Genomic DNA, 23,408 nt, shown 5'->3' on the forward strand with positions numbered 1-23,408 from the left:
CGAATATGTTCATTAAAGTTCGAAAACGAACACTATCGGTTCGATAGGTTTCGGACAAAACTTTCGGACGAGTCAGGAGACGCAGCAGGTGACGCAAGGCACGAGATACGATTTGCTCGTCGTGGGCGGCGGGATCAACGGCGCAGGCATCGCCCGCGACGCGGCGGGCCGAGGCCTGTCCGTGCTGCTGTGCGAGCAGGACGACCTGGCAGCGCATACGTCCTCGGCAAGTACCAAACTGATCCACGGCGGTTTGCGCTACCTGGAATACCGCGAGTTCGGACTGGTGCGCAAAGCGTTGCAGGAACGGGAAACGTTGCTGCGCGCCGCGCCGCACATCATGTGGCCGCTGCGCTTCGTGATGCCGCACATGCCCGATCTGCGTCCCGCCTGGCTGATTCGCGCCGGTCTTTTCCTTTACGATCATCTTGCCCGGCGCGAACTGCTGCCCGGCTCGCGCGGCATCGTGATGCGCGACCATCCGGCTGGCGCGCCGCTCGTCGAATCGATCAAGCGCGGCTTTGTGTACTCCGACGGCTGGGTCAACGACGCTCGCCTCGTCGTATTGAATGCGCTCGACGCCGCCGAGCACGGCGCGAAGATTCTCACGCGCACCAGGCTGCTGAGCGCCGTGCGCGCAGGCGGCGAATGGCGCGCGCAACTCAGGCGCGCGGACGGCACGACCGTCGACGTGCGAGCAGCGTCGATCGCGAACGCCGCCGGTCCGTGGGTCGGCGAACTGCTCCAGGGCGCGCTCGGCCGCGCAGCGTCGCACAGCGTGCGGCTGGTCAAGGGCAGCCACATCGTCACGCGGCGCCTGTTCGAACACGACCACGCGTACATCTTCCAGAATCCGGACAAGCGGATCATCTTCGCGATTCCGTACGAGCACGACTACACGCTGATCGGCACAACCGATCTCGAATATCGCGGCGACCCAGCGAAAGTGGCAATCAGCGCCGACGAAACGCAGTACCTGTGCGACTCGATCAATCGCTACTTCAAGCAGAAGATCTCCCCGGCCGACGTGCGCTGGACCTACTCGGGCGTGCGGCCGCTGCTCGAGGAAGAAGGCGCGGACAATCCGTCGGCGGTGACGCGCGACTATTCGCTCGAACTGGATGCGCCTGCGGGCGAAGCGCCGCTGCTGTCCGTGTTCGGCGGCAAGATCACGACCTTTCGCAAGCTCGCGGAAGAAGCCGTCGACAAGCTCGCGCCTGCTCTCGGCAACGGCGCGCCGTCGTGGACGGCCGGCGCGCCGTTGCCCGGCGGCGATATCCCGCAGGCAAACTTCGAGCGCTTTCTCGCTGGACTGAAGCAGCAGCACACGTGGTTGCCGGCGGACCTCGCGCATCGTCTCGCCCGTGCTTACGGCACGCGCGTGAAGAACGTGATCGGCGACGCGCGCTCGCTCGCCGGTCTCGGCCAGGCATTCGCGCCGGATCTCTACGAGGCCGAGCTGACGTATCTGCGCGACACCGAATGGGCACGCAGCGCGCACGACGTGCTATGGCGCCGCTCGAAGCTCGGTCTTCACGTCGAGCCGGGCACGCTCGACTCGATTACACGCGACATCGACGCATGGTTCGCTCGCCAACCCGAGCGACAGAGCGCCTGACCTGACGGAAGTCCGCGCGCTCGCAGCGTAAAAAAACCGTTTCACCCCGCGGCTGCATCGAGCCGGCTGCACCGACCCGAGCGGTCGCGGCCGCTTGGAACGACAAGCCGTTCCCGTCGCCGGTAAGCTGTTACGGCGATTCATAAAACGCATGGAGAAGAGACAATGCAGGATCAGTACATCCTCGCGCTTGACCAGGGCACCACCAGTTCACGCGCGATGCTGTTCGACCGCCTCGGCAACGTCGTGTCGACGGCACAAAAGGAGTTTGAGCAGATCTACCCGCGTCCGGGCTGGGTCGAGCACAACCCGCAGGAAATCTGGTCGACGCAGGCGGGCGTCGCTGCCGAAGCCGTGACGCGAGCCGGGATGAACGGCACGTCGATCGCCGCCATCGGCATTACGAATCAGCGCGAAACCACCATTGTCTGGGACCGCGAGACCGGCCATCCGATCTACAACGCTATCGTGTGGCAAGATCGCCGCACCGCCGACTTCTGCGACCAGCTCAAGGAGCAAGGCCTCGAAGCCAAAGTTCGCGCGAAAACCGGCTTGCCGATCGACTCGTATTTCTCGGCGACCAAAATCCGCTGGATTCTCGACAACGTGGAAGGTGCACGCGAAAAAGCGAAGCAAGGCCGCCTCGCGTTCGGCACCGTCGACAGTTGGCTCGTGTGGAATTTCACCAAGGGCGGCCTGCATGTCACCGACGTGACCAACGCGTCGCGCACCATGCTGTTCAACATCCACACACTGAAGTGGGACGACGAACTGCTCGACGCACTCGACATTCCGCGCAGCATGCTGCCCGAAGTGCGTCCTTCGTCCGAAGTGTATGGGCCTACCAAGACCACCGTATTCGCCTCCAAGATTCCGCTCGCGGGCATTGCCGGCGACCAGCACGCGGCGCTCTTCGGCCAGATGTGCACCGAATCCGGCATGGTGAAGAACACCTACGGCACCGGCTGCTTCCTGGTGATGAACACCGGCGACAAGCCAATTGAATCGAAGAACAATCTCGTCACCACGATTGCATGGCAGATCGGCGATCAGATCAACTACGCGCTCGAAGGCAGCATCTTCATCGGCGGCGCGGTCGTGCAATGGCTGCGCGACGGTCTGGGCATCATCAAGAACGCGGCTGAGATCGAAACGTTGGCGCGCGGCGTGCCGCATTGCGACGGCGTCTATCTGGTGCCCGCGTTCGCCGGGCTCGGCGCGCCGCACTGGAATGCGCGCGCCCGCGGCACGCTGTTCGGCGTGACGCGCGGCACGACGTCGGCGCATATCGCTCGCGCCGCGCTCGATTCGATCGCGTATCAGTCGCTCGACGTTCTGAAGGCCATGGAAGCCGACTCCGGCATTCGCATCGGCGAATTGCGTGTGGACGGCGGCGCCTGCGCGAACAACCTGCTGATGCAGTTCCAGGCCGACATCCTCGGTGTGGATGCGGTTCGCCCCAAAGTGTCGGAAACCACTGCGTTGGGCGCGGCGTATCTGGCGGGCCTCGCGGTCGGCTACTGGAAAGATGTGGACGAACTGCAAAGCCAGTGGAAGCTCGACCGCCGCTTCACGCCCGCGCTCGAACAAGCGGATGTCGAGGAATGTCTCGACGGCTGGAAGCGCGCGATTCGCGCCGCCAAAGCGTGGGCCGACACACCTTGAGAGCGGTGGTCGCGATGGACACGGCTAAGCGTTCGCCATGAGGCAAGTACAACCCGGATGAACGCGGCCGCGACCGCAGCGCGACGAAAGCGCGACCCGATCGCGACGCATTAACAAAAAGCCAACGACGAGGCGGCAAGCACCAGGCCACGAAACGCGACAAGGCCGCCCGTCTCGCGGTTTTCCTAACAACAATATTTTGGATACCCAACAATGTCACCATACATTGCGGAATTCATTGGCACGGCGCTCGTCGTGCTGCTCGGCGACGGTGCTGTCGCCAACGTGCTGCTCGCGCGCACCAAAGGCAAGGGCGCGGATTTGATCGTGATCGTGATGGGCTGGGCAATGGCCGTTTTCATCGCGGTCTACGTCACTGCATCGTACAGCGGCGCACACCTGAATCCGGTCGTGACGGTCAGTCTTGCGCTCGCGGGCAAGTTCGCGTGGGCCAAGGTCCCCGGCTACATCGCGGCGCAAATGCTCGGCGGGATGGCCGGCGCGCTGCTCGTGTGGGTCGCGTATCGCCAGCACTTCGCGAAAGAAGGCGACGCCGACGTCAAGCTCGGCGTGTTCTGCACCGCGCCGGCGATTCGCAGCGTGCCCCACAACCTGCTGACCGAGATGATCGCAACCTTCGTGCTGATTCTCGGCGTGCTGTATCTGGCTTCGCCGCAAGTCGGTCTCGGTGCGCTCGACGCGCTGCCGGTCGGCCTGCTCGTGCTCGGCATCGGCATCTCGCTCGGCGGCCCGACCGGTTACGCGATGAGCCCTGCGCGCGATCTGTCGCCGCGTCTGATGCATGCGCTGCTGCCGATTCCCGGCAAGCGTGACAGCGACTGGCGCTATGCATGGATTCCGGTGTGCGGGCCGCTCGTCGGCGGCGCGGTGGCGGCGGCTCTTTATCTGTATCTGCATACGCGCTGATCTCGCAGCGCGTTGGTGAACAGCTGACGCGCGCGAGAGTCGCGGGCGATCGAATCGGTGGAATGCAGCGGAAAGCGGCTGCGCGACGCGCGCCGCGTCAAAGCACGTATCATGGCGCTTTCACCCGGCGCGCATGGGCTGGCCATTCCGGCCCACGCGCCCCCCGCTTTCCGTTCCTTCAGGCATGATCGACCATCTCATTTGCGACTGCGACGGCGTACTCGTCGACAGCGAAGTCATTGCCGACCGCGTCATGTTCGAGACGCTATCGGCGACTTTCCCCGGCCTCGACTTCGAACCCATCGTCAAGACGGCCTTTGGCCAGCAAACGTCGCGCTTCCTCGAAGGCATCGAGAAAGCGTTCGACATCGCTCTGCCGCCCGATTTCCTGAACACGATTGAACACAATGTCGAACTCGCGCTGGCCGCGTCGCTCAGTCCGATCAACGGTGTTCGAACTGCGCTGCAACGCGTGACGCTGCCGGCCGCGGTCGTGTCGAACAGCCGCATGGCGCGCGTGACGGCATCGGTGCAACGCGCCGGACTGCAGCAGATTTTTGGCGACCGCATTTTCAGCGCCGAACAGGTCGCACGTCCCAAACCTTTTCCCGATGTGTACCTGTTTGCTGCGCAGAGGCTCGGCGTCGATCCATCGCGATGCATCGTCGTGGAAGACAGCGTGGCGGGTCTGAACGCGGCGCGCGCGGCGGGCATGAAGACGATCGCTTTCGTCGGCGCGAGCCATATTCCCGACGGCTACGCGGACGCGCTGCGCAAGATGGGCATGACGCGCATCATGAAACACATGGACGAATTGCCCGCGTTGCTCGAAGCGGGCGTGCGGGGAGAGTTCGGCGACGTGCAGTCGTAGCAGCCGCCTGCGCCAAAGATAGCGTTCCAGGAGACAGGCCGACCGAATGCGGTCGGCCTCGTGCTTTGAGTACAGCGTGCTGCAACAGAGCCGAAAGAGCCCATCACAGAGCAACGTCGATGAGCGCATTGATTCAACGCGCCGCCCGAACTACGTCGCTGGCTTCACGCTTCCTGCTCGACGCATTCACGCGCCTCAGCCAACGCGCGACGGAACTCGGCCAACTCGGCAATCGTCAGCATCGGCAGATTGTGTTGCGCGGCAAAGCGTTCGACGTCCGCGCCGCGCGTCATCGTGCCGTCGGCGTTCATCAATTCGCACAGTACGCCGGCCGGCTTCAGGCCCGCGAGAATCGCGAGATCCACCGTGCCCTCCGTATGTCCGCGCCGCGCAAGCACGCCGCCAGGCATCGCACGCAACGGAAACACGTGGCCGGGGCTCACGATGTCGCCGGGCTTCGCCGTGTCGGCGATGGCGGCGCGAATGGTCGTCACGCGGTCGAGTGCGGACACGCCGGTCGTCACGCCTTCGCGTGCTTCGATCGAAACCGTGAACGCCGTGCCATGACGGCTCTCGTTGTTGGCGACCATCGGCGGAAGTTCGAGCGCGCGAATCTTCTCGTCGGGCAGGCACAGGCAGACGATTCCGCTGCATTCGCGAATCAGCAGCGCCATTGTTTCGACGGAAAGACGCTCGGCGGATACGATCAGGTCGGCCTCGTTCTCGCGGTCGTCGTCGTCTTGCAGCACGACGGCGCGGCCATCGCGCATTGCTTGCAGCGCGGCGGCGATACGCGGCGGAACGGATTCGGTGTCGAGCAGCGGGAGATCGGCGAATGCATCGTCTGCAATCGTCGACGGGGCAGGAAAAGTAGCAAAGGACATGTTGAAACGCTCATCGCAAAAGTGGGGCGAAAAACGTTTCAGGGCATTGCAAACAGACAAAGACGCGCCGCGAACCGCCTCTGCATAGTCGAGGCGGTGTTCATGCACCGCCCGAACCTGCGAGCGGCGCCACGGAGACGAACATGACTATCTGCACATCTTCTTCCATCCGGACTATGACCGTCGGCTCTGGCTTCTCACCAGATCTGCTGACCCCGCGGCGGCTTCCGGTTCGCTGAAAGCCAGACTACTGCGGGCGCTCGCGGGCTCGCCGGCTCACGCTTTCGCGTTGCCGGCATACCGCCGGTGGGGAATTTCACCCCGCCCTGAAGACGCACTGATTGCCGGATAACCGGCGGGCCAAGCATACAACAGTCGCGCGCGAACTGCAGTGCAACCCTACTGCGCAACGGGATTCGCGGTGAGCGTCGTGCTCACCCATATTTCTGACTTCGAGACGCTGACCAGCGAGACGACGCGACGTCCACGCGTTCGATCAAACCGGCGCGGCTTCGCGCGCCGCGTCCGGCTGCGAGGGCACGTCCCAACGCGGCGGCGTCTCGGCCTTCAACGTTACGCGAAACGCGCGCGCCTCGGTGTCGCCGGGATTGCGCAGGCTATGCGGCTGATCGGCGTCGAACACGATCGCGTCGCCCGTGGCCAGCAACTGACGTTGATCGTGCACGCTCACCTCGAGCGTGCCCTCACTGACGACGAGGTTCACCGTCGTGCCCGGCGCGCGACGCGTGCCGGGTTCCGTGTGTAACGGCGCGATGCGCAACTCGTGGAATTCGGCGGCGGTCGGTTCGGTATCGGGATAGAGCGGTCGAGCCGAAAAGCGTCCGTTGGAACTGACCACGCGCGACGAGCGCTCCGCCGGCAAGTGTTCGAAGCCGTTGGTCGCGTGACGTCGCAGGAATGCCGCGACAGACACTTTCAACGCGGCCGCCACCTTGCAAAGCACCTTGATCGACGGCACGCTGCGCGCCGACTCGATCTGCGCGAGCATGGCGCGCGATACGCCGGATGCGCGTGCCAAAGCATCGAGCGACAACTGGCGCTCGGCGCGCAAGCGCGCGAGATTCACGCCAACCAGATGTTCCAGTGCATCGAAGGGTTCAGCAGCACGCGGCGGCGCATCGGTATCAGCGGTGGGATCGCGAACCAGAGCAAGCGGGGAATGCATGATTGCCTCCAGAAGCGCCGCCGGACGGCGGGCAAGCAGTTAGTGGAAGCAAGATAGCATCGCGCCCCGCCGTGCCCAACGAAGTTATCTTCACACTGTTATCAGCATTGCGGAGGACGTTTCTCGCAAAGCTTGTGCGGATTTTTCATATGGGCGCGGCTTCGCTTTTCGTCAGAGCGCGCCCATACATCTCAGGCAGCGGGGTTTACGTACCCGGAGCACTCAAGCCCGCTCGCGCACTTCCACGTCGCGTCGATTGGCCGGCCGCGACACCGGCCGATCCATGCGCGATGCCAACCAGGTCAGCAACAGAGCCACGACGCTCACGGCTGCGGCAACCCATGGCAACGTATCGAGCGAATGGCCGTGATCGATCACGAGACCTCCCAGCCACGCGCCGCCCGCATTGCCGACATTGAACGCGCCGATGTTTAACGTCGACGCGAGATTCGGCGCCTTGGCGGCCTTCTCGACCACGCGCATCTGCAACGGCGGCACTGTCGCGAAGGCGGCAATGCCCCACACGAACACCGTGATCGCCGCGGCCACCTGCGAATGACTGGTACGCGCGAAGATCGCCATCACCACCGCCAGCGCCGCGAGAATTCCCATCAACGAGGGCATCAGCGCACGGTCCGCGAGTTTGCCGCCGACCGTGTTGCCGATCGTCAGCCCCACGCCGAACAGCACCAGGATCAGCGTGACGGCACGCGGCGAGAAGCCGCTCACCTGCTCCAGAATCGGCGCGATATACGTGAACACGACGAACACGCCGCCGAAGCCGAGCACCGTCATTGCAAGCGCGGTCCAGACTTGCGGGTCCTTGAGCACGCGCACTTCATGACCGAGACCGGCGGGACCCGAATCGTGGCGATTCGGCACGAGTGCCGTTACGCCTGCGAGCGACAGCACGCCGAACCCGCTGACGATCCAGAAGGCCGCGCGCCAGCCAAACTCCTGACCTACGAAAGTACCGAATGGAACGCCGAGCACGTTGGCAAGCGTGAGGCCGGTGAACATCAGCGCAATTGCGCTCGCGCGCTTCTCGAGCGGCACGAGCGACGCGGCCACCACGGCGCCAATGCCGAAAAACGAGCCGTGCGCGAACGACGTCACCACGCGCGCGATCATCAGCACGGAATAGTCCGACGCAATTGCACACAACGTATTGCCGACGATGAAAACGCCCATCAGCAACTGCAACGCGAGCTTGCGCGGCATCCGGCTCGTGACGACGGCAAGCAGCGGCGCGCCGACCGCGACGCCGAGCGCGTACCCGCTCACCAGCAATCCCGCCGACGGAATCGACACCGAGAGATCGCGCGCGACCTCGGGCAGCAAGCCCATGATGACGAACTCGGTCGTCCCGATAGCGAAGGCGCTGATCGCGAGCGCGAGTAATGGAATTGGCACTGTTGTTCTCCAGGTTCTACGGTTGAGCGTGATGCAGCGCCGTCACGAACTCGACGACGACACTGGGCGCGAGCGCCACAAAAATCTGCATGGCGGCTTCTTGCGGGCCCATCGGCGGCACTTGCGCCGTCCGATAGTCGACGCCGGTTGCCCGCAGGCGCGCGAGCAGCGCCTGCCACTCGGCGGCGCTTTCCAGACGGAATGCAATGTGATCGATGCGCGGCGCGGCTCTCATGGAGGTGTCCGCCACCGTGCTCTCGACCAGATGGATCACCGGGCTGCCGTTGGCATACAGCCAGTAGCCGTCGACGGAAAACGCCGGACGGGCGCCTTGCGTCAACCCGACTACATCGACGAAGAAACGCCGGGCCGTGTCGAGATCGGCTGTGACGATAGTCGCGTGATCGAGTTGCATGGCTTCGGCCGGCTGACTGCGCCGCATCGGTTTTCGAGGCTTGAATTGTGAGCGCGACGCGTCAATTTGATAATTGGCGTAGCATTTGAAGCATTTTCAAATGTTATTTGAACAACGCAATGGATAACCTTGGCGACATTCGTCTCTTCGTAGAGGCCGCGCAGCACGGCAGTCTGTCTGCGGCGGGCCGCAAAATGGGGCTGACACCGGCCGCTGCGAGCGCGCGCCTCGCGAAACTCGAAGCAGGCCTGAAGGCGCGCCTGTTCGAGCGCACCACCCGCCAGTTGCGACTCACCGACGAAGGACGTCTCTACCTGAACTGCTGCCGCCAGGCGCTGCAATCGCTAGACGACGCAAAAGCCGCGCTGCAAGCGGGGCAAGGGGTGGTGCGCGGCAAGGTGCGTGTTTCGGCGACGTCGGACTTCGGCCGCAATCTGTTGATGCACTGGCTCGACGAGTTCAACGCGCTCTACCCGGAGGTGACGTTCGCCCTGATGCTGTCGGACTCGCTGTCGAACCTGGTGCAGGAGGACATCGATCTCGCGATCCGTTTCGGCGTGCCGCAAGACAGCTCGCTGGTCGCGCGCAAGCTGGCGCCCAACCGGCGCGTGCTGTGCGCATCGCCGGAATACATCGCACGCAAGGGCGAGCCCAAAGACCCATACGATCTCGCCAATTTCGATTGCATCGTGCTTAGCACCGGCTCAGGTCCCGTGAACGAGTGGCGCTTCACGCGCGGCGACGAAGTGCAGCAGTACACCGTGCCCTTCGAAACCGCGCGCGAGACCAACGACGGCGCCGTCGCCCGCGAATGGGCGCTGCGCGGCTACGGCATCGCAATCAAGTCGATGTGGGACGTGCAAGCGGATCTGCGCGCCGACGGCCTGAAAATTCTGCTGCCCGAGTGGCGCTATCCCGACGCGCCGCTGCACGCGCTCTATCACCGTAACCGTTTCATGGCGCCGCGCGTGCGCGTTCTGCTGGATTTCCTGAGCGAGCGCTTCGCGCAAGTGTCCGACGAACTGGAAAGCCTGCTGGGCTTGCCGCCAGACGCGCCCCAACCCGTGCCGCGGGTCGGAACGGGCGGACAAACCGTATCCGGCGAAGGGCTATAATGTTGCGTTACGCTGCGAGCGTGCGCGGCAAGCGGCTAGACATGACTGGGATTACGGTCCCTGCCCCGCACAAGTGCGCTGAAAATGCCGGCCGTTTCAAGGCTTCGCGCACCTTTTCGCATCTCCTTGACCCCTAATACGACGCCCCCAGATTAACCACTGCGACCGGCGAAATTCGATGACCAAGAAAGTTTATGTAAAGACCTTTGGCTGCCAGATGAACGAGTACGACTCCGACAAGATGGTCGACGTACTGGGCGCGGCTGAAGGGCTCATCAAGACGGACACGCCGGAAGACGCGGACGTCATTCTGTTCAACACCTGCTCGGTACGCGAGAAAGCTCAGGAAAAGGTCTTCTCCGACCTCGGCCGCGTCCGCGAACTGAAAGAAGCGAACCCGAACCTGATCATCGGCGTGGGCGGCTGCGTGGCGAGTCAGGAAGGCGCGTCGATCGTAGCGCGCGCGCCGTACGTCGATCTGGTGTTCGGGCCGCAAACGCTGCACCGTCTGCCGCAAATGATCGACAAGCGCCGCGAAAGCGGCCGCGCGCAGGTCGACATTACTTTCCCGGAAATCGAAAAGTTCGACCATTTGCCGCCGGCTCGCGTCGACGGTCCGAGCGCGTTCGTGTCGATCATGGAAGGCTGCAGCAAGTACTGCAGCTATTGCGTCGTGCCCTACACGCGCGGCGAAGAAGTGTCGCGTCCGCTTGACGACGTGCTCACCGAAATTGCGGGCCTCGCCGACCAGGGCGTGCGCGAAGTCACGCTGCTCGGTCAGAACGTGAACGCCTATCGTGGCGCGCTCACTCTGGGTTCGTCGGAGATCGCCGACTTTGCGACGCTGATCGAATACGTTGCGGATATTCCGGGAATCGAGCGGATTCGCTATACGACGTCGCATCCGAAGGAATTCACGCAGCGCCTGATCGACACCTACGCGAAGGTGCCCAAGCTCGTGAGTCACCTGCATCTGCCAGTGCAGCACGGCTCCGACCGGATTCTCATGGCGATGAAGCGGGGCTACACCGTGCTCGAATACAAGTCTGTGATTCGCAAATTGCGCGCTATTCGCCCGGACCTGTCGCTTTCCACGGACATGATCGTCGGCTTCCCCGGCGAGACGGAAGAAGATTTCGACAAGATGATGGCGCTCGTGCACGAGATGAAGTACGACACGAGCTTCTCGTTCATCTACAGTCCGCGCCCGGGCACGCCGGCTGCAAATCTGCACGACGACACGCCGCGCGAAGTGAAGCTGCGTCGCCTGCAACATCTGCAAGCCACGATCGAAGAAAACGTGCAGCGAATCAGCGATTCGATGGTCGGCAAGGTGGAGCGCATTCTGGTCGAACGCCCGGCGCGTAAAGATCCGAACGAACTCGCGGGCCGCACCGAGAACAACCGCGTAGTGAATTTCCCGGCGCCGTTGGCTTCGCATGCGCGGCTGACCGGTCAGATGGTCGACGTGAAAATCGTCAAAGCGTACCCACATTCACTGCGTGGGGAACTCGTGCTGGTGCACGACAATGCAGCGGACAACGCAAGCGCTGTCACGCATTGACCGACTGACAACTGACAGAGCGGCGCGGCCGGGCCGCGCCACGCACCGCCCGACGCACCCGAGTACTGAAACCGACAGGATCGAATCACCGCCTTGAAAACCACTCAGCCGCATCTGGAATTCACCGCTCCGCGCGACGACAACGCGCGGCTCGCCAACCTCTGCGGACCGCTCGACGAAAATCTGCGGCAAATCGAGCAGGCGCTCGACGTAACGCTGCAACGCCGCGGACATCGCATCACGATTCGCGGGCGCGGCGCCAAGCTTGCGCTTACCGCTCTCGAAAACTTCTACAACAACGCGCGCGAGCCGCTGTCGGTCGACGACATTCAGCTTGCGCTCGTCGAAGTGCGCCACCCGGCACGGCATCGCACCAACGGCAATGGCAATGGGAATGGCGACGAAGCGGGCGAGCCGGGCTTTCCCGGCAATCCCGACCATCCGTTCGACCAGCCCGCCGACAGCGACGAAGACGACCTCGAAGAACTCGGCCCGAAACTGTACACACGGCGCGCCGATCTGCGCGGCCGCACGCCGGCGCAGCGCGAGTATCTGAAGCAGATCATTTCTCACGACGTCACGTTTGGCGTCGGTCCGGCCGGCACGGGCAAGACCTATCTCGCGGTCGCCTGCGCGGTTGACGCGCTCGAGCGCGATCAGGTCAAGCGCATCGTCCTGACGCGCCCGGCCGTCGAAGCGGGCGAGCGTCTCGGCTTCCTACCGGGCGATCTCGCGCAGAAGGTCGATCCGTATCTGCGTCCGCTGTACGACGCGCTCTACGATCTGCTGGGCTTCGACAAAACCGCCAAGATGTTCGAGCGGCAAATGATCGAAATCGCGCCGCTCGCGTACATGCGCGGCCGCACGCTGAATCACGCGTTCATCATTCTCGACGAAGCGCAGAACACCACGCCCGAGCAGATGAAGATGTTTCTCACGCGGATCGGCTTCGGCTCGAAGGCCGTGGTGACCGGCGACACGACTCAGGTCGACTTGCCGCGCGGACACAAGAGCGGGCTCATCGAAGCGCAGCAGGTTCTGTCCGACGTACGCGGCATTGCGCTCACGCGCTTCACCAGTGCGGACGTGGTGCGGCATCCGCTCGTCGCACGAATTGTCGAGGCGTACGACGCGCATTCGCAGAAGACTGCCAACCCGGCGGATTCGCGTTAATGCGGCTCGACGCAACCGATAATCCGCTGAATGCGCGGCTCACGGACCGGCTGTGTTCCGCGCCTCGCTTCATGCATCACTTCAAACCAGCATGAGCCGCGCCCCTAAACTGACGCTGAACCTGCAATTCCCCGCGGCCAAGGCGTGGCCCGAGCACAAGGCGCTGCTGCCTCGCGCCACCGTGGCCAGCTGGATCAAGGCCGCGCTTTTCGCGGACGGCGAGCTGACCGTGCGTTTCGTCGACGCGGAAGAAGGCCGGACGTTGAACCGCACGTATCGCGGCAAGGATTATTCGACCAACGTGCTGACTTTCGCGTACGCGGAGTCGGCAGACGATCCGGTGACGGGCGATCTGATCCTGTGCTGCCCCGTCGTCGAGAAAGAAGCCGCCGAGCAGGGCAAACCGCTCCTTGCGCACTATGCGCATCTGCTCGTGCACGGCACGCTTCACGCTCAAGGCTACGACCACGAAGTCGAGGAAGAAGCCGAGGAAATGGAAGCGATCGAAACCGAAATTCTCGGCAAGCTCGGCTTTCCCGACCCTTATCGCTAACCGTCGCCCGGACCGAACCGTGAGCTCATTCTCCCCTGACGCCGACACCCGAACGCCTTGCCCGGACTACCCCCCCGCGCTCGGCGAGTCGCGGCTGCTGACGGACGAGGAGTTGCGCGCGTCGCTCGAATGCACGCTGCGCGATTGGGACCGACAGAGCGACTTATGGCTTTTCGGCTATGGCTCGCTGATCTGGAACCCCGGTCTGCCCACCGTCGAAGCCACGCGCTCGAAGGTGCACGGTTATCACCGGGGCCTGTATCTCTGGTCGCGCGTGAATCGCGGCACGCCGGAACAGCCGGGTCTCGTACTCGCGCTCGATCGCGGCGGCTCCTGCACGGGCATTGCGTTTCGTCTCGCGGCGCAAGGCGCCATGCCGCATCTGGAAGCGCTCTGGCGCCGCGAGATGGCGATGGGCTCGTACCGGCCGGCATGGCTGCCGTGCGTGCTCGCCGACGGCCGGCGCGTCGACGCACTTGCGTTCGTGATGCGCCGCGACGTGCCGAGTTACACGGGCAAGCTGGGCGACGAAATTGTCAAAACGGTGTTCGGCTGTGCACGCGGCCGCTACGGCACGACACTCGACTACGTGAGCCGCACGGTTCACGCGCTGCGCGAAAGCGGCATGCCGGACCGGGCGCTGGAAGCGCTACTCCAGCGCTGTCAGGCCGGCAATGACGAGCCCGCGTCTGCCGGCGCTGAGGTGCGCGGGCAGCCGCAAGCGGGCAAGTGAGGCTCGACAAAGCGTCAGTAATCGCTAGTTGAGCGCCGCGCCGTTTTTTGTTCCAAAACGCTTTTCACCCGGTAATCAGTTAGGATTGACCCATGGCCCGCGCCTTGCGGCGCAACGGTGTCAGCCCGGTTTCATTCATCGCCAGGTGCGGCGGGACACGGTCCTGCCATGTGCCTGGTGTATCCTTAATGCTCTGCAACAGCGCGCCCAGTCTTGCCGGGCGCACTACCATGAACGACACGTATCCCAGTCGACGCCACACCGACAAACCGCAGGAAAAACGCTCGCTGCTCGAGCGTCTTACCGATTTCATCTCGCCCGAGCCCGACTCGCGCGCCGAACTTCTGGAAATTCTGCAGGATGCGCACGAGCGCAACCTGATCGACGCCGACTCGCTGTCGATGATCGAAGGCGTATTCCAGGTCACCGAACTCAGCGCACGCGACATCATGGTGCCGCGCGCGCAAATGGACGCGATCAACATCGCGGACAATCCCGCCGAATTCATCCCTTACGTGCTGGAAAAAGCGCATTCGCGCTATCCGGTCTATGAGGGCAATCGCGACAACATCATCGGCGTGCTGCTGGCGAAAGACCTGCTGCGTTACTACGCGGAAGAAGAGTTCGATGTGCGCGGCATGTTGCGCCCTGCCGTCTTTATCCCCGAATCGAAGCGGCTGAACGTGTTGTTGCACGATTTCCGGGTGAATCGCAATCACCTCGCGGTGGTGGTCGACGAGTACGGCGGCGTAGCCGGTCTCATCACTATCGAGGACGTGCTAGAACAGATCGTCGGCGATATTGAAGACGAATACGATTTCGACGAAGAAAGCGGCAACATCATCGCCTCGCCGGACGGACGCTTCCGTGTGCGGGCGCTGACCGAAATCGAGCAGTTCAACGAGGCATTCGGCACACACTACTCGGACGAAGAAGTCGATACGATCGGCGGACTCGTCACGCATCACTTCGGGCGCGTCCCGCATCGCGGCGAGAAGGTTCGCATCGACGATCTCATTTTCGAGATTCTGCGCGGCGACGCCCGCCAGGTTCACATGCTGCTCGTGCGGCGCGACCCGCTTGCCGGTCAGCGCGAGCGCGAAGCGCAGCACGTGCAGACCTGAGCGGCCCGGCCGCTCCCGCTTCAAGCTGCGATGCCCAGCCGCCGATGCCCACCCGCCGGCTCCGCGGCCTGACTTTTCAATTTGCCACTCCTCACGCCGACCGCGCAACAATGGCCGACCCGATTACTTCCCGCTCCCGTCACGGCACGAGCGCGTCTGCCGCCAGACCCACGCGAGCGCGCACGCTTCCCCGCTGGCATTATCTCGTCGCGCTGGCGGCCGGCGCGGCGAACACGCTGTCGTTCGCACCCACGCCGCATGGCGGCTGGCTCGAACTTGTCATCTTCGTGTTTTTCTTCGGCTGGCTGACACGGACCACCGGCTGGAAAAGCGCCGCCCTGACAGGCGGCGCGTTTGGCTTCGGCAACTTTGTGAGCGGCGTCTGGTGGTTGTACGTCAGCATGCATTTTTTCGGCGGCATGCCAGCGCCGCTTGCCGGGACGGCGCTCGTGCTGTTTTCGCTCTACCTCGCGCTGTATCCTGCTTTGGCCGCGGGCATCTGGTCGTTCTGCGCCGGTCATGCCCGCAACGGCTCGTCGAGTACCGATACGCCGTTCTCGCCGACATGGCATGGAGCGCTCGCGTTCGCCAGCGCATGGGCGATCGGCGAATGGTTGCGTGGCACGGTGTTCACCGGTTTCCCGTGGCTTGCCAGCGGCTACGCGCAAGTCGACGGCCCGTTCGCTGGATTCGCGCCGGTCGCGGGCGTGTATGGCGTCGGTTGGGTGCTCGCGCTGGCAGCGGCGTTGATCGTGCAGGCAGTCGTTGCTCTGATGCGCCGTCGGCGCGAGGCTCGCGAGGCTGCGTCCAGCGGCGAGGACACCCGCGGCGGCAACGCGCGGATCGCCGCGCCGGCCGGCGTCGCGCTGGCGCTGATCGCGGCAGGCCTGCTGCTGCCGCTCGCCAAGTGGACTGTTCCCGCCAACGCGCCGTTGACCGTGCGCCTCCTGCAAGGCGACGTCAAACAGGAAATGAAGTTCGAGGAAGCGGGCATGCGCGCCGCCATCGACCAGTATCAGCAGATGATCACCTCCAAGCCCGCCGACCTGATCGTCACGCCGGAGACGGCCATTCCCGTGCTGGCGCAGCAGTTGCCGGCGCCGTTCGCGTCGGCGGTGCGCAGCTTTTCGGACTCCACCGGCAGCGCGATCCTGTTTGGCGCAATCGGCGGCTCCGTCACGCCCGAAGGCCGCGTGGTCGACTACACGAACAGCCTGTTTGGCGTGACGCCCGGCACACGTGACATCTACCGCTACGACAAGCATCACCTGGTACCGTTCGGCGAGTTCGTGCCGTGGGGCTTTCGCTGGTTCGTCAACCTGATGAGCATTCCGCTCGGCGACTTCGCGCGCGGCAGTCCGGTGCAAAAGCCGTTCGTCGTGCACAACCAGCCGGTCGCCGTCGACATTTGCTATGAAGACATTTTTGGCGAAGAAATTGCGCGGACCATCCGCGAAAGCGATACGCCGGCAGGCGTGCTGGTCAACTCGACCAATCTCGCGTGGTTCGGCGACACCATCGCGCTCGACCAGCACTTGCAGATAGCGCGCATGCGCTCGCTCGAAACCGGCCGCCCGATGCTGCGTGCGACCAACACGGGCATGACGGCCGCGATCGACGCCGACGGCAAGGTGCTCGGACGGCTCACGCCCTACACGATCGGTTCTCTCGACGTCACCGTGCAAGGCACGGCCGGCCGTACGCCATATGTGACGAGCGGCAATAACACGGTACTCGCCGTTTCGTTATTCCTGCTCGCATTCGGCTTTGCTTTCGGGCCGGGCAGGGCTTTCCGGAGAAATGGTAAATCCGGGAACGGTGAGGCATAAGCAATAAAAAACGCGCGCTGCGGCATGGCCGCAAGCGCGCGTTTGGTGAACCACGCAAGCGTTATCGGTGAACCACGCAAGCGTTATCGGTGAACCACGCAAGCGTTATTGATTCGAAGCAATACGCTGCTGAATATGCTGCGCGCGTGCAGGCGACGCCGGGTGCGAACTCAACATACTCGATTTTCCGCCGTCTATTTGCGCGAGTTTGTTGAACGCCGTGACAAGGCCCGACGGATCGAGATTTTTCTTTTTCTGCAAATCGAACGAATAGTCGTCGGCGGCACTTTCCTGAGTTTGCGAGAATTGCGCGTTAATCAGCTTCTCCGAGAAATCGCCCAATTGCGAACCGGACAGCGCACCCGCAACGCCACCCGTCGAAGAAGCAACCGAACGCGCCGCGGATGTCGCATACGCAACCTGCATTGCCTTCTTCGTATGGCCGAGCGCCACGTGGCCCATTTCATGGCCGACCACGCCGCGCACCTCGTTGTCGTTCATCATGTCCATCAGACCGCTGTACACGCGCACGCAACCGTTAGCCATTGCCCACGCGTTGACGTCCTTCGTCATGTACACCTTGTAATTCACCGGCGTGCCGTTGATGTTGTCGCCCAATTGCGCGGCAATCTTGTTTAGACGCTTCTGGTATTTGCTATTAGCTGGCGCGATCGTGTTTTCGCTGTCGAGTTGCGCGCACGATTTGTCGGTCAGCGTGCGCACGTCGGCGTCGGAAAGCGTAGCCGCTTGCGTGACCAGCTGACCGGATTGAACCAGTGCCGACGGATCAAGGCTGCTCACATTGGAGCACGCGGCAAACAGCGAGCAGGCAGAAGCGGCAATAACAAAGCGATACGGTTTCATCATGAAAGTCTCTTTGTGGTGTATTCGTTTTGTCGACGCACATAACGCGTCGCGCATTCGCAATGGCCGCTTTCGACGCTGAAAACATGCCGAATAAATAACCGCAGAACCATTGCCCCACGCGGCAGACGAAAAAAAAGCGCCTGACGGGAGGCGCTTTTTACCACAAACGAAAGCATTAATTCATGACTTTGAAAGACTGATTAACGCAATTTTGCAAACTTGCTGTAATCGCGGGCACCGTGCTTTATCGGATCAGTCAGTTAACCGGCACAGTATCAATAAACGACGGACGCAACGAAAGCTTCTGAAAATGCTTGTCGAGATTCGGGTGCGACTCGCGCCAGTTCAGTTCCGGCATGCGAAAGTCGAGATAGCCCAACGCGCAACCCACGGCGATATCGGCGAGGGTGTAGTGATTGCCCGCACACCACGGCTTGCTGCCCAGGCCCTGAGACATGGCGACGAGCGATTCGTCGATCTTGCGTTGCTGCCGCGCCACCCACGCGTCGACCCGCTGCTCCGGCGTGCGCTGCGTGCTTTCGAGGCGGATCAGCACGGCGGCGTCGAGCAGGCCGTCGGCGAGCGCTTCCCAGCAACGCACCTCGATGCGCTCGCGCCCCGCTTGCGGAATCAGCTTGCCGACCGGCGACAGCGTGTCCACGTACTCGCAGATCACGCGTGAATCGAACACTGCTTCGCCGTCTTCCATCACGAGGCACGGGACTTTGCCGAGCGGATTGAAGGTGTGGATGCGGGTATCCGGCGCCCAGACGTTCTCGGGCACCAGCTCGTAGTCGATCTTCTTGTCGGCCAGCACGATGCGCGCTTTGCGCACGAACGGGCTGGCGAGCGAACCGATGAGTTTCATCATTGCCATCTGCCTTTTTCTGAATCCGGCGAAAGTATAAGTGCTTGGCGCGTTGCGCGAGCGGCCCGTGCGCTCTCTGCGAGCCGCATGCACGTTCGCTGTGGATGGATTGCAACATTGCCGCGCCGCCCGAGCGCCGTCTAGCCGGCCGAACGGCCAACGCGCCGGTCGTTCGGCGTCGGCATCGGCACAAAATGACTCTGTGCATTGGGCGCTACAATCGCACGATGAACCAGCCGACCGAACCCACCATTGCCATCGACGTCTACCGTACACGCCGCGAGCGCGTACTCGCCGCGCTGCGCGCGGCGGGCGGCGGCGTCGCCATCGTGCCGACCGCGCCCGAAGCGCTGCGCAACCGCGATGCGGATTATCCGTACCGGCACGACAGCTACTTCTACTATCTGACCGGCTTCACCGAGCCCGAAGCGCTGCTCGTGCTCGACGCAAGCGCCGCAACGGGCGAGCCCGCGTCCATCCTGTTCTGCCGCGAGAAAAATATCGAGCGCGAAACGTGGGAAGGGTTCCGTTTCGGGCCCGACGGCGCGCGGGTAGCCTTCGGATTCGACGCCGCGTTTCCGTTCGGCGAAATCGACGCGCACATGCCGAGGCTGCTCGCGGACAAGCCGTCGCTGCACTACGCGCTGGGCACGTCGGAGAAACTCGACGGCCAGGTGCGCGGCTGGCTCGAGGCCGTGCGCGCTCAAGGCCGCAGCGGCGTCGCGGCGCCCATGGCCGCGCGCGATCTCGTGCCGCTGCTCGACGACATGCGGCTCATCAAGGACGACCACGAACTGGCGATCATGCGCCGCGCCGGACAGATCTCCGCGCAGGCGCACCGCCGGGCGATGGCGGCGTGCCGCCCCGGCGTGCGCGAGTACGAACTCGAGGCGGAGCTGCTCTACACGTTCCGCAAATTCGGTGCGCAGGCGCCCGCCTATACGTCGATCGTCGCGGCCGGCGCCAATGCTTGCGTGCTGCACTATCCGGCCGGCAGCGCGATTGCGCAGGATGGCGACCTCATCCTGATCGACGCCGCCTGCGAACTGGACGGCTACGCATCCGACATCACGCGAACGTTCCCGGCAAGCGGGCGCTTCACGCCGGCGCAGCGCGAGCTTTACGACATCGTGCTCGCCGCGCAGCAGGCGGCTGTCGACGCGACGCGCGTCGGCGCGAGCTTCGACGATCCGCATCAGGCCGCCGTGCGCGTGCTGTCGCAAGGCTTGCTGGACACGGGCATTGTCGAGCGCAACAAGTTCGCTTCTGTCGACGACCTGATCGCCGAACGCGCCTACGCGCCGTTCTATATGCACCGTACCGGCCACTGGCTCGGCATGGATGTGCACGATGTCGGCGACTACCGTGAGCGCGGCGCGCCGCGCGACGAAACCGGCGCGTTGCCCTGGCGCACGTTGCAGGCTTCCATGACGCTGACCATCGAGCCCGGCTTGTATATCCGCCCGGCCGAAGGCGTGCCCGAGCGCTACTGGAACATCGGCATTCGCATCGAGGACGATGCGATCGTCACGCCCGCAGGCTGCGAACTGATGACGCGCGACGTGCCGGTCGCCGCCGACGAGATCGAAGCGCTGATGCGCGACGCCCGCGGCTCTTGAAACAAGGAAGTATCCCGCAATGAACGATGTCTCCCCGTCCACGGTGATCCTGAGGCCCGCCGCACTCGATCAGACATTCGACTTCGACGTGACGATCGTGGGCGCCGGGCCGGTGGGGCTCGCGCTGGCCGGTTGGCTGGCACGCCGCAGCGCGACGCGCGCGCTCAAAGTCGGCCTCGTGGACGCCCGCGAGCCCGAAGATTCGATTGCCGATCCGCGCGCGATCGCCGTCTCGCACGGCAGCCGCATGATCCTTGAGCCGTTGCGCTGGCCCGCCGACGCCACCGCGATCCAACGCATCCACGTATCGCAGCGCGGTCGTTTTGGCCGCACGCTGATCGACCACGCCGAGCACGGCCTGCCGGCGCTCGGCTATGTGCTGCGCTATGGCTCGATCGTGCATGGCCTCGCCGAAGCCGTGCACGCGACGCCCGTGCACTGGTTCCGCTCGACCTCCGCCGCCGCGCCCATTCAGGAAAACGACGGCGTCACGCTGCCGATCGAAACCGCCGGCGTCACGCGCCGCTTACGCACACGGATTCTTGTGAATGCGGAAGGTGGCCTGTTCGGCGACCAGAAAAGCGGGCACGGCGGCGCGAAGAGGCGCGCAGCCGCGGCGGTCGGCGCAAGCACCGAGAACGACACCGAAGCAGACGACGGGCGCGACCCCGAAGCGCACACGCGCACATCGGCGCCGAACGACGCGGGCGAGCATGCCGGCAAACGCTCGGACAAACAGGGCACGCAGAGCACGCGCGACTACGGGCAAACAGCGCTGGTCGGCACGGTGACCGTGTCGGCGCCGCAGCCGCATGTCGCGTGGGAACGCTTCACGCCAGAAGGCCCGATCGCGTTGCTGCCGATGGGCGGCGTGCGTGGCGCGGACTACGCCCTCGTGTGGTGCTGCTCGCCGGACGAAGCCGCGCGCCGCGCGCAACTCTCCGACGACGATTTCCTGCACGAACTCGGCAGCGCGTTCGGCGGTCGCATGGGACGCTTCACGCACATCAAGGGGCGCGCATCGTTCCCGCTCGGCCTGAACGCCGTCGATACGCTCGTCAAGGGTCGTGCTGTCGCAATCGGCAACGCAGCGCAAACGCTGCATCCGGTAGCGGGTCAAGGGCTCAATCTCGGCTTGCGCGACGCGCATGCGCTCGCCGACGCGTTGTCGGCGGAAGGTCCCACGCCGCTCGCGCTCGCGACGTTCGCGCAGCGCCGCGCGCTCGACCGCCGTATGACGATCGGTGCGACCGACACGCTCGCGCGTCTTTTCACCGTCGACTTCGCGCCGCTCGCGGTCATGCGCGGCCTCGCGCTGACCGCGCTCGAATTCGTGCCTCCCGTGAAAACCGCGCTCGCGCGTCAGATGATGTTCGGGCAGCGCCGCTGAGCATAGGCGCGCGGCTCGCGTGCCGGTTTATGCGCGGGCTCGCGCGGCTCCGCTTTCGTCGCGCCTTCGTCGCCCGAACCAGGTTCAGCGAGCAGTCAGAACTCTATGACGCCGACGACTTTCATAGAAGATTTAATGGGTTACAGCACTCGCAGGTCCGGTGCGGGCTATCCGTTAACGCTAAAATAGCGGTTTTCCCTCGCATTTCGCGAACGCTCCGATTGACAACACCGTGCAATCGGTCGCTGGCGCGTCCATGTCATGCCCACTCTCGGCTCGCACAATTTACGCAATAACCTGTTCGTCGCGCCCATGGCCGGCGTGACAGACCGTCCGTTCCGGCAGTTGTGCAAACGGCTGGGCGCGGGCTATGCCGTGTCCGAAATGGTCGCCTCGAACGCGCAGTTGTGGAAAAGCGAGAAGACCATGCGCCGCGCGAATCACGCGGGCGAGGTCGAGCCGATCGCCGTGCAGATCGCCGGCGCCGATCCCGCCATGATGGCCGAAGCGGCCCGCTACAACGTGGCGAACGGCGCGCAGATCATCGACATCAATATGGGCTGTCCGGCCAAAAAGGTTTGCAATGTGGCGGCCGGTTCGGCCCTGTTGCAGAACGAGCCGCTCGTGCAGCGCATTGTCGAGGCAGTGGTGAGCGCAGTGGGCGTCGGTCCCGACGCGGTGCCGGTCACGCTGAAAATCCGCACCGGCTGGGATCGCGAGAACAGGAATGCGCTGAACGTCGCGCGCCTTGCGGAAAACGCCGGCATTTCGATGCTGACTGTGCACGGCCGCACCCGCGCCGACCTGTATCACGGCGACGCCGAATACGAGACCATCGCCGCAGTCAAAGCGGCGGTGCGCATTCCGGTGGTGGCCAACGGCGACATAACGTCGCCGGAAAAAGCGCGCCACGTGCTTGCCGTCACGGGAGCGGACGCCATCATGATCGGCCGCGCGGCGCAGGGGCGCCCGTGGTTGTTCCGCGAGATCGAACATTTCCTGCAGACGGGCGCGTTGTTGCCGCCGCCGCGCATCGACGAAATCCAGCAGGTCATGAACGAACACCTGGAAGATCACTACGAGTTCTACGGGGAATTTACCGGCGTTCGCACTGCGCGCAAGCACATCGGCTGGTACACTCGCGGCCTTTCCGGCGCCAACGTGTTCCGGCATCGCATGAATACGCTGGACACCACGCGCGAACAACTCCTCGCCGTCAACGAGTTTTTCGACGCACAGAAGGCGATCTCCGACCGCCTCGTCTACGTCGACGAAACCGTCGGCAACTCCGGGCCCGACAACAAGGGCGAGGACCACACAGACCGACTAGCAGCATGAGCAAGAATAATATCGAACAATCTGTCCGCGACAGCCTGGGCGTGTACTTCCAGGATCTCGACGGCTCGAATCCGCACGACGTGTACGACATGGTGATTTCGTGCGTTGAAAAACCCCTGCTCGAAGTGGTGCTCGAGCAGGCCGGCGGCAATCAGTCGCTGGCCGCCGAGTATCTCGGCATCAACCGCAATACGCTGCGCAAGAAGCTGCAACAGCACGGTTTGTTGTAGCTCGAAGTAGTTTTCTCGCGCCCTGC

At 63.8% G+C, this 23,408-nt stretch carries 21 protein-coding genes and 1 riboswitch; of the genes, 15 read left to right on the forward strand and 6 right to left on the reverse strand.

Translation table 11 applies throughout. The features are described from left to right. Window positions 1-88 precede the first annotated feature (88 nt). The 4 genes from glpD (at window position 89) to ACTJLB_RS08385 (ending at window position 5,081) form a co-directional block, all read left to right on the forward strand. Window positions 89-1,618, forward strand: coding sequence for a glycerol-3-phosphate dehydrogenase (glpD, locus tag ACTJLB_RS08370; RefSeq protein ID WP_440783002.1), 1,530 nt, complete (start codon window positions 89-91; stop codon window positions 1,616-1,618). A gap of 165 nt (window positions 1,619-1,783) precedes the next feature. After that, window positions 1,784-3,283, forward strand: coding sequence for a glycerol kinase GlpK (gene glpK / locus ACTJLB_RS08375; RefSeq protein WP_027778848.1), 1,500 nt, complete (start codon window positions 1,784-1,786; stop codon window positions 3,281-3,283). 213 nt (window positions 3,284-3,496) lie between these two features. Continuing rightward, complete coding sequence (locus ACTJLB_RS08380) at window positions 3,497-4,210, forward strand: MIP/aquaporin family protein (protein ID WP_027778847.1); 714 nt, start codon at window positions 3,497-3,499, stop codon at window positions 4,208-4,210. Between the two features lie 184 nt (window positions 4,211-4,394). Next, window positions 4,395-5,081 (forward strand): HAD family hydrolase, encoded by a 687-nt coding sequence (locus ACTJLB_RS08385; RefSeq protein ID WP_440783003.1) that lies wholly within the window; start codon window positions 4,395-4,397, stop codon window positions 5,079-5,081. 164 nt (window positions 5,082-5,245) lie between these two features. On the opposite strand, the gene ribB is transcribed toward ACTJLB_RS08385, so the two are convergent. The 4 genes from ribB to ACTJLB_RS08405 all read right to left on the reverse strand — a co-directional run bounded on the left by ribB (window position 5,246) and on the right by ACTJLB_RS08405 (window position 8,979). Further along, window positions 5,246-5,965 carry a 3,4-dihydroxy-2-butanone-4-phosphate synthase gene (gene ribB, locus ACTJLB_RS08390; protein WP_131321507.1) on the reverse strand — a complete coding sequence of 240 codons (720 nt, stop codon included), beginning with the start codon at window positions 5,963-5,965 and terminating at the stop codon, window positions 5,246-5,248. A 153-nt stretch (window positions 5,966-6,118) separates the two neighbouring features. After that, a riboswitch (FMN riboswitch) is annotated at window positions 6,119-6,303 on the reverse strand. A gap of 158 nt (window positions 6,304-6,461) precedes the next feature. Beyond that, complete coding sequence (locus ACTJLB_RS08395) at window positions 6,462-7,151, reverse strand: helix-turn-helix domain-containing protein (RefSeq protein ID WP_408201638.1); 690 nt, start codon at window positions 7,149-7,151, stop codon at window positions 6,462-6,464. Window positions 7,152-7,373: 222 nt separating this feature from the next. Beyond that, window positions 7,374-8,564, reverse strand: a complete 1,191-nt coding sequence (locus tag ACTJLB_RS08400; RefSeq protein WP_408165659.1) for an MFS transporter — start codon at window positions 8,562-8,564, stop codon at window positions 7,374-7,376. 16 nt (window positions 8,565-8,580) lie between these two features. Next, window positions 8,581-8,979, reverse strand: a complete 399-nt coding sequence (locus tag ACTJLB_RS08405; RefSeq protein ID WP_440783100.1) for a VOC family protein — start codon at window positions 8,977-8,979, stop codon at window positions 8,581-8,583. 119 nt (window positions 8,980-9,098) lie between these two features. Here ACTJLB_RS08405 and ACTJLB_RS08410 point away from each other — a divergent pair, with 119 nt between their 5' ends. The 7 genes from ACTJLB_RS08410 (at window position 9,099) to lnt (ending at window position 17,070) form a co-directional block, all read left to right on the forward strand. Then, window positions 9,099-10,094, forward strand: a complete 996-nt coding sequence (locus ACTJLB_RS08410) for a LysR family transcriptional regulator (protein ID WP_440783004.1) — start codon at window positions 9,099-9,101, stop codon at window positions 10,092-10,094. 178 nt (window positions 10,095-10,272) lie between these two features. Next, the gene (miaB, locus tag ACTJLB_RS08415) at window positions 10,273-11,658 is read left to right on the forward strand and encodes a tRNA (N6-isopentenyl adenosine(37)-C2)-methylthiotransferase MiaB (protein WP_020069282.1); all 1,386 of its coding nucleotides are present in this window, start codon (window positions 10,273-10,275) and stop codon (window positions 11,656-11,658) included. 93 nt (window positions 11,659-11,751) lie between these two features. After that, window positions 11,752-12,831 carry a PhoH family protein gene (locus tag ACTJLB_RS08420; RefSeq protein ID WP_087752501.1) on the forward strand — a complete coding sequence of 360 codons (1,080 nt, stop codon included), beginning with the start codon at window positions 11,752-11,754 and terminating at the stop codon, window positions 12,829-12,831. Window positions 12,832-12,922: 91 nt separating this feature from the next. Then, a complete protein-coding gene (ybeY, locus tag ACTJLB_RS08425) occupies window positions 12,923-13,384 on the forward strand; it encodes an rRNA maturation RNase YbeY (protein ID WP_027778838.1) in 462 nt (153 codons plus the stop codon). A gap of 19 nt (window positions 13,385-13,403) precedes the next feature. Continuing rightward, window positions 13,404-14,117, forward strand: coding sequence for a gamma-glutamylcyclotransferase (locus ACTJLB_RS08430; RefSeq protein WP_088175716.1), 714 nt, complete (start codon window positions 13,404-13,406; stop codon window positions 14,115-14,117). 230 nt (window positions 14,118-14,347) lie between these two features. Beyond that, window positions 14,348-15,241, forward strand: coding sequence for an HlyC/CorC family transporter (locus ACTJLB_RS08435; RefSeq protein ID WP_020069287.1), 894 nt, complete (start codon window positions 14,348-14,350; stop codon window positions 15,239-15,241). A gap of 110 nt (window positions 15,242-15,351) precedes the next feature. After that, complete coding sequence (gene lnt, locus ACTJLB_RS08440; protein WP_440783005.1) at window positions 15,352-17,070, forward strand: apolipoprotein N-acyltransferase; 1,719 nt, start codon at window positions 15,352-15,354, stop codon at window positions 17,068-17,070. A 105-nt stretch (window positions 17,071-17,175) separates the two neighbouring features. Here the strand turns inward: lnt and ACTJLB_RS08445 are convergent, their stop codons facing one another. Beyond that, complete coding sequence (locus ACTJLB_RS08445; RefSeq protein ID WP_440783101.1) at window positions 17,176-17,934, reverse strand: M48 family metallopeptidase; 759 nt, start codon at window positions 17,932-17,934, stop codon at window positions 17,176-17,178. Window positions 17,935-18,193: 259 nt separating this feature from the next. Continuing rightward, window positions 18,194-18,814 (reverse strand): glutathione S-transferase C-terminal domain-containing protein, encoded by a 621-nt coding sequence (locus ACTJLB_RS08450; RefSeq protein WP_087752497.1) that lies wholly within the window; start codon window positions 18,812-18,814, stop codon window positions 18,194-18,196. A gap of 218 nt (window positions 18,815-19,032) precedes the next feature. Here ACTJLB_RS08450 and ACTJLB_RS08455 point away from each other — a divergent pair, with 218 nt between their 5' ends. The 4 genes from ACTJLB_RS08455 to ACTJLB_RS08470 all read left to right on the forward strand — a co-directional run bounded on the left by ACTJLB_RS08455 (window position 19,033) and on the right by ACTJLB_RS08470 (window position 23,382). Beyond that, window positions 19,033-20,424 (forward strand): aminopeptidase P N-terminal domain-containing protein, encoded by a 1,392-nt coding sequence (locus ACTJLB_RS08455; RefSeq protein ID WP_288825181.1) that lies wholly within the window; start codon window positions 19,033-19,035, stop codon window positions 20,422-20,424. A 19-nt stretch (window positions 20,425-20,443) separates the two neighbouring features. Beyond that, a complete protein-coding gene (locus ACTJLB_RS08460) occupies window positions 20,444-21,814 on the forward strand; it encodes a UbiH/UbiF/VisC/COQ6 family ubiquinone biosynthesis hydroxylase (protein ID WP_440783006.1) in 1,371 nt (456 codons plus the stop codon). Window positions 21,815-22,075: 261 nt separating this feature from the next. Further along, window positions 22,076-23,152, forward strand: a complete 1,077-nt coding sequence (dusB, locus tag ACTJLB_RS08465; RefSeq protein ID WP_020069293.1) for a tRNA dihydrouridine synthase DusB — start codon at window positions 22,076-22,078, stop codon at window positions 23,150-23,152. Further along, window positions 23,149-23,382 carry a Fis family transcriptional regulator gene (locus ACTJLB_RS08470; protein ID WP_020069294.1) on the forward strand — a complete coding sequence of 78 codons (234 nt, stop codon included), beginning with the start codon at window positions 23,149-23,151 and terminating at the stop codon, window positions 23,380-23,382. The genes dusB and ACTJLB_RS08470 overlap by 4 nt, the downstream gene beginning before the upstream one ends. Window positions 23,383-23,408 lie beyond the last annotated feature (26 nt).

The organism is Paraburkholderia sp. 22098, assembly GCF_052045935.1.
In the GTDB taxonomy this organism is placed as follows: domain Bacteria; phylum Pseudomonadota; class Gammaproteobacteria; order Burkholderiales; family Burkholderiaceae; genus Paraburkholderia; species Paraburkholderia caledonica.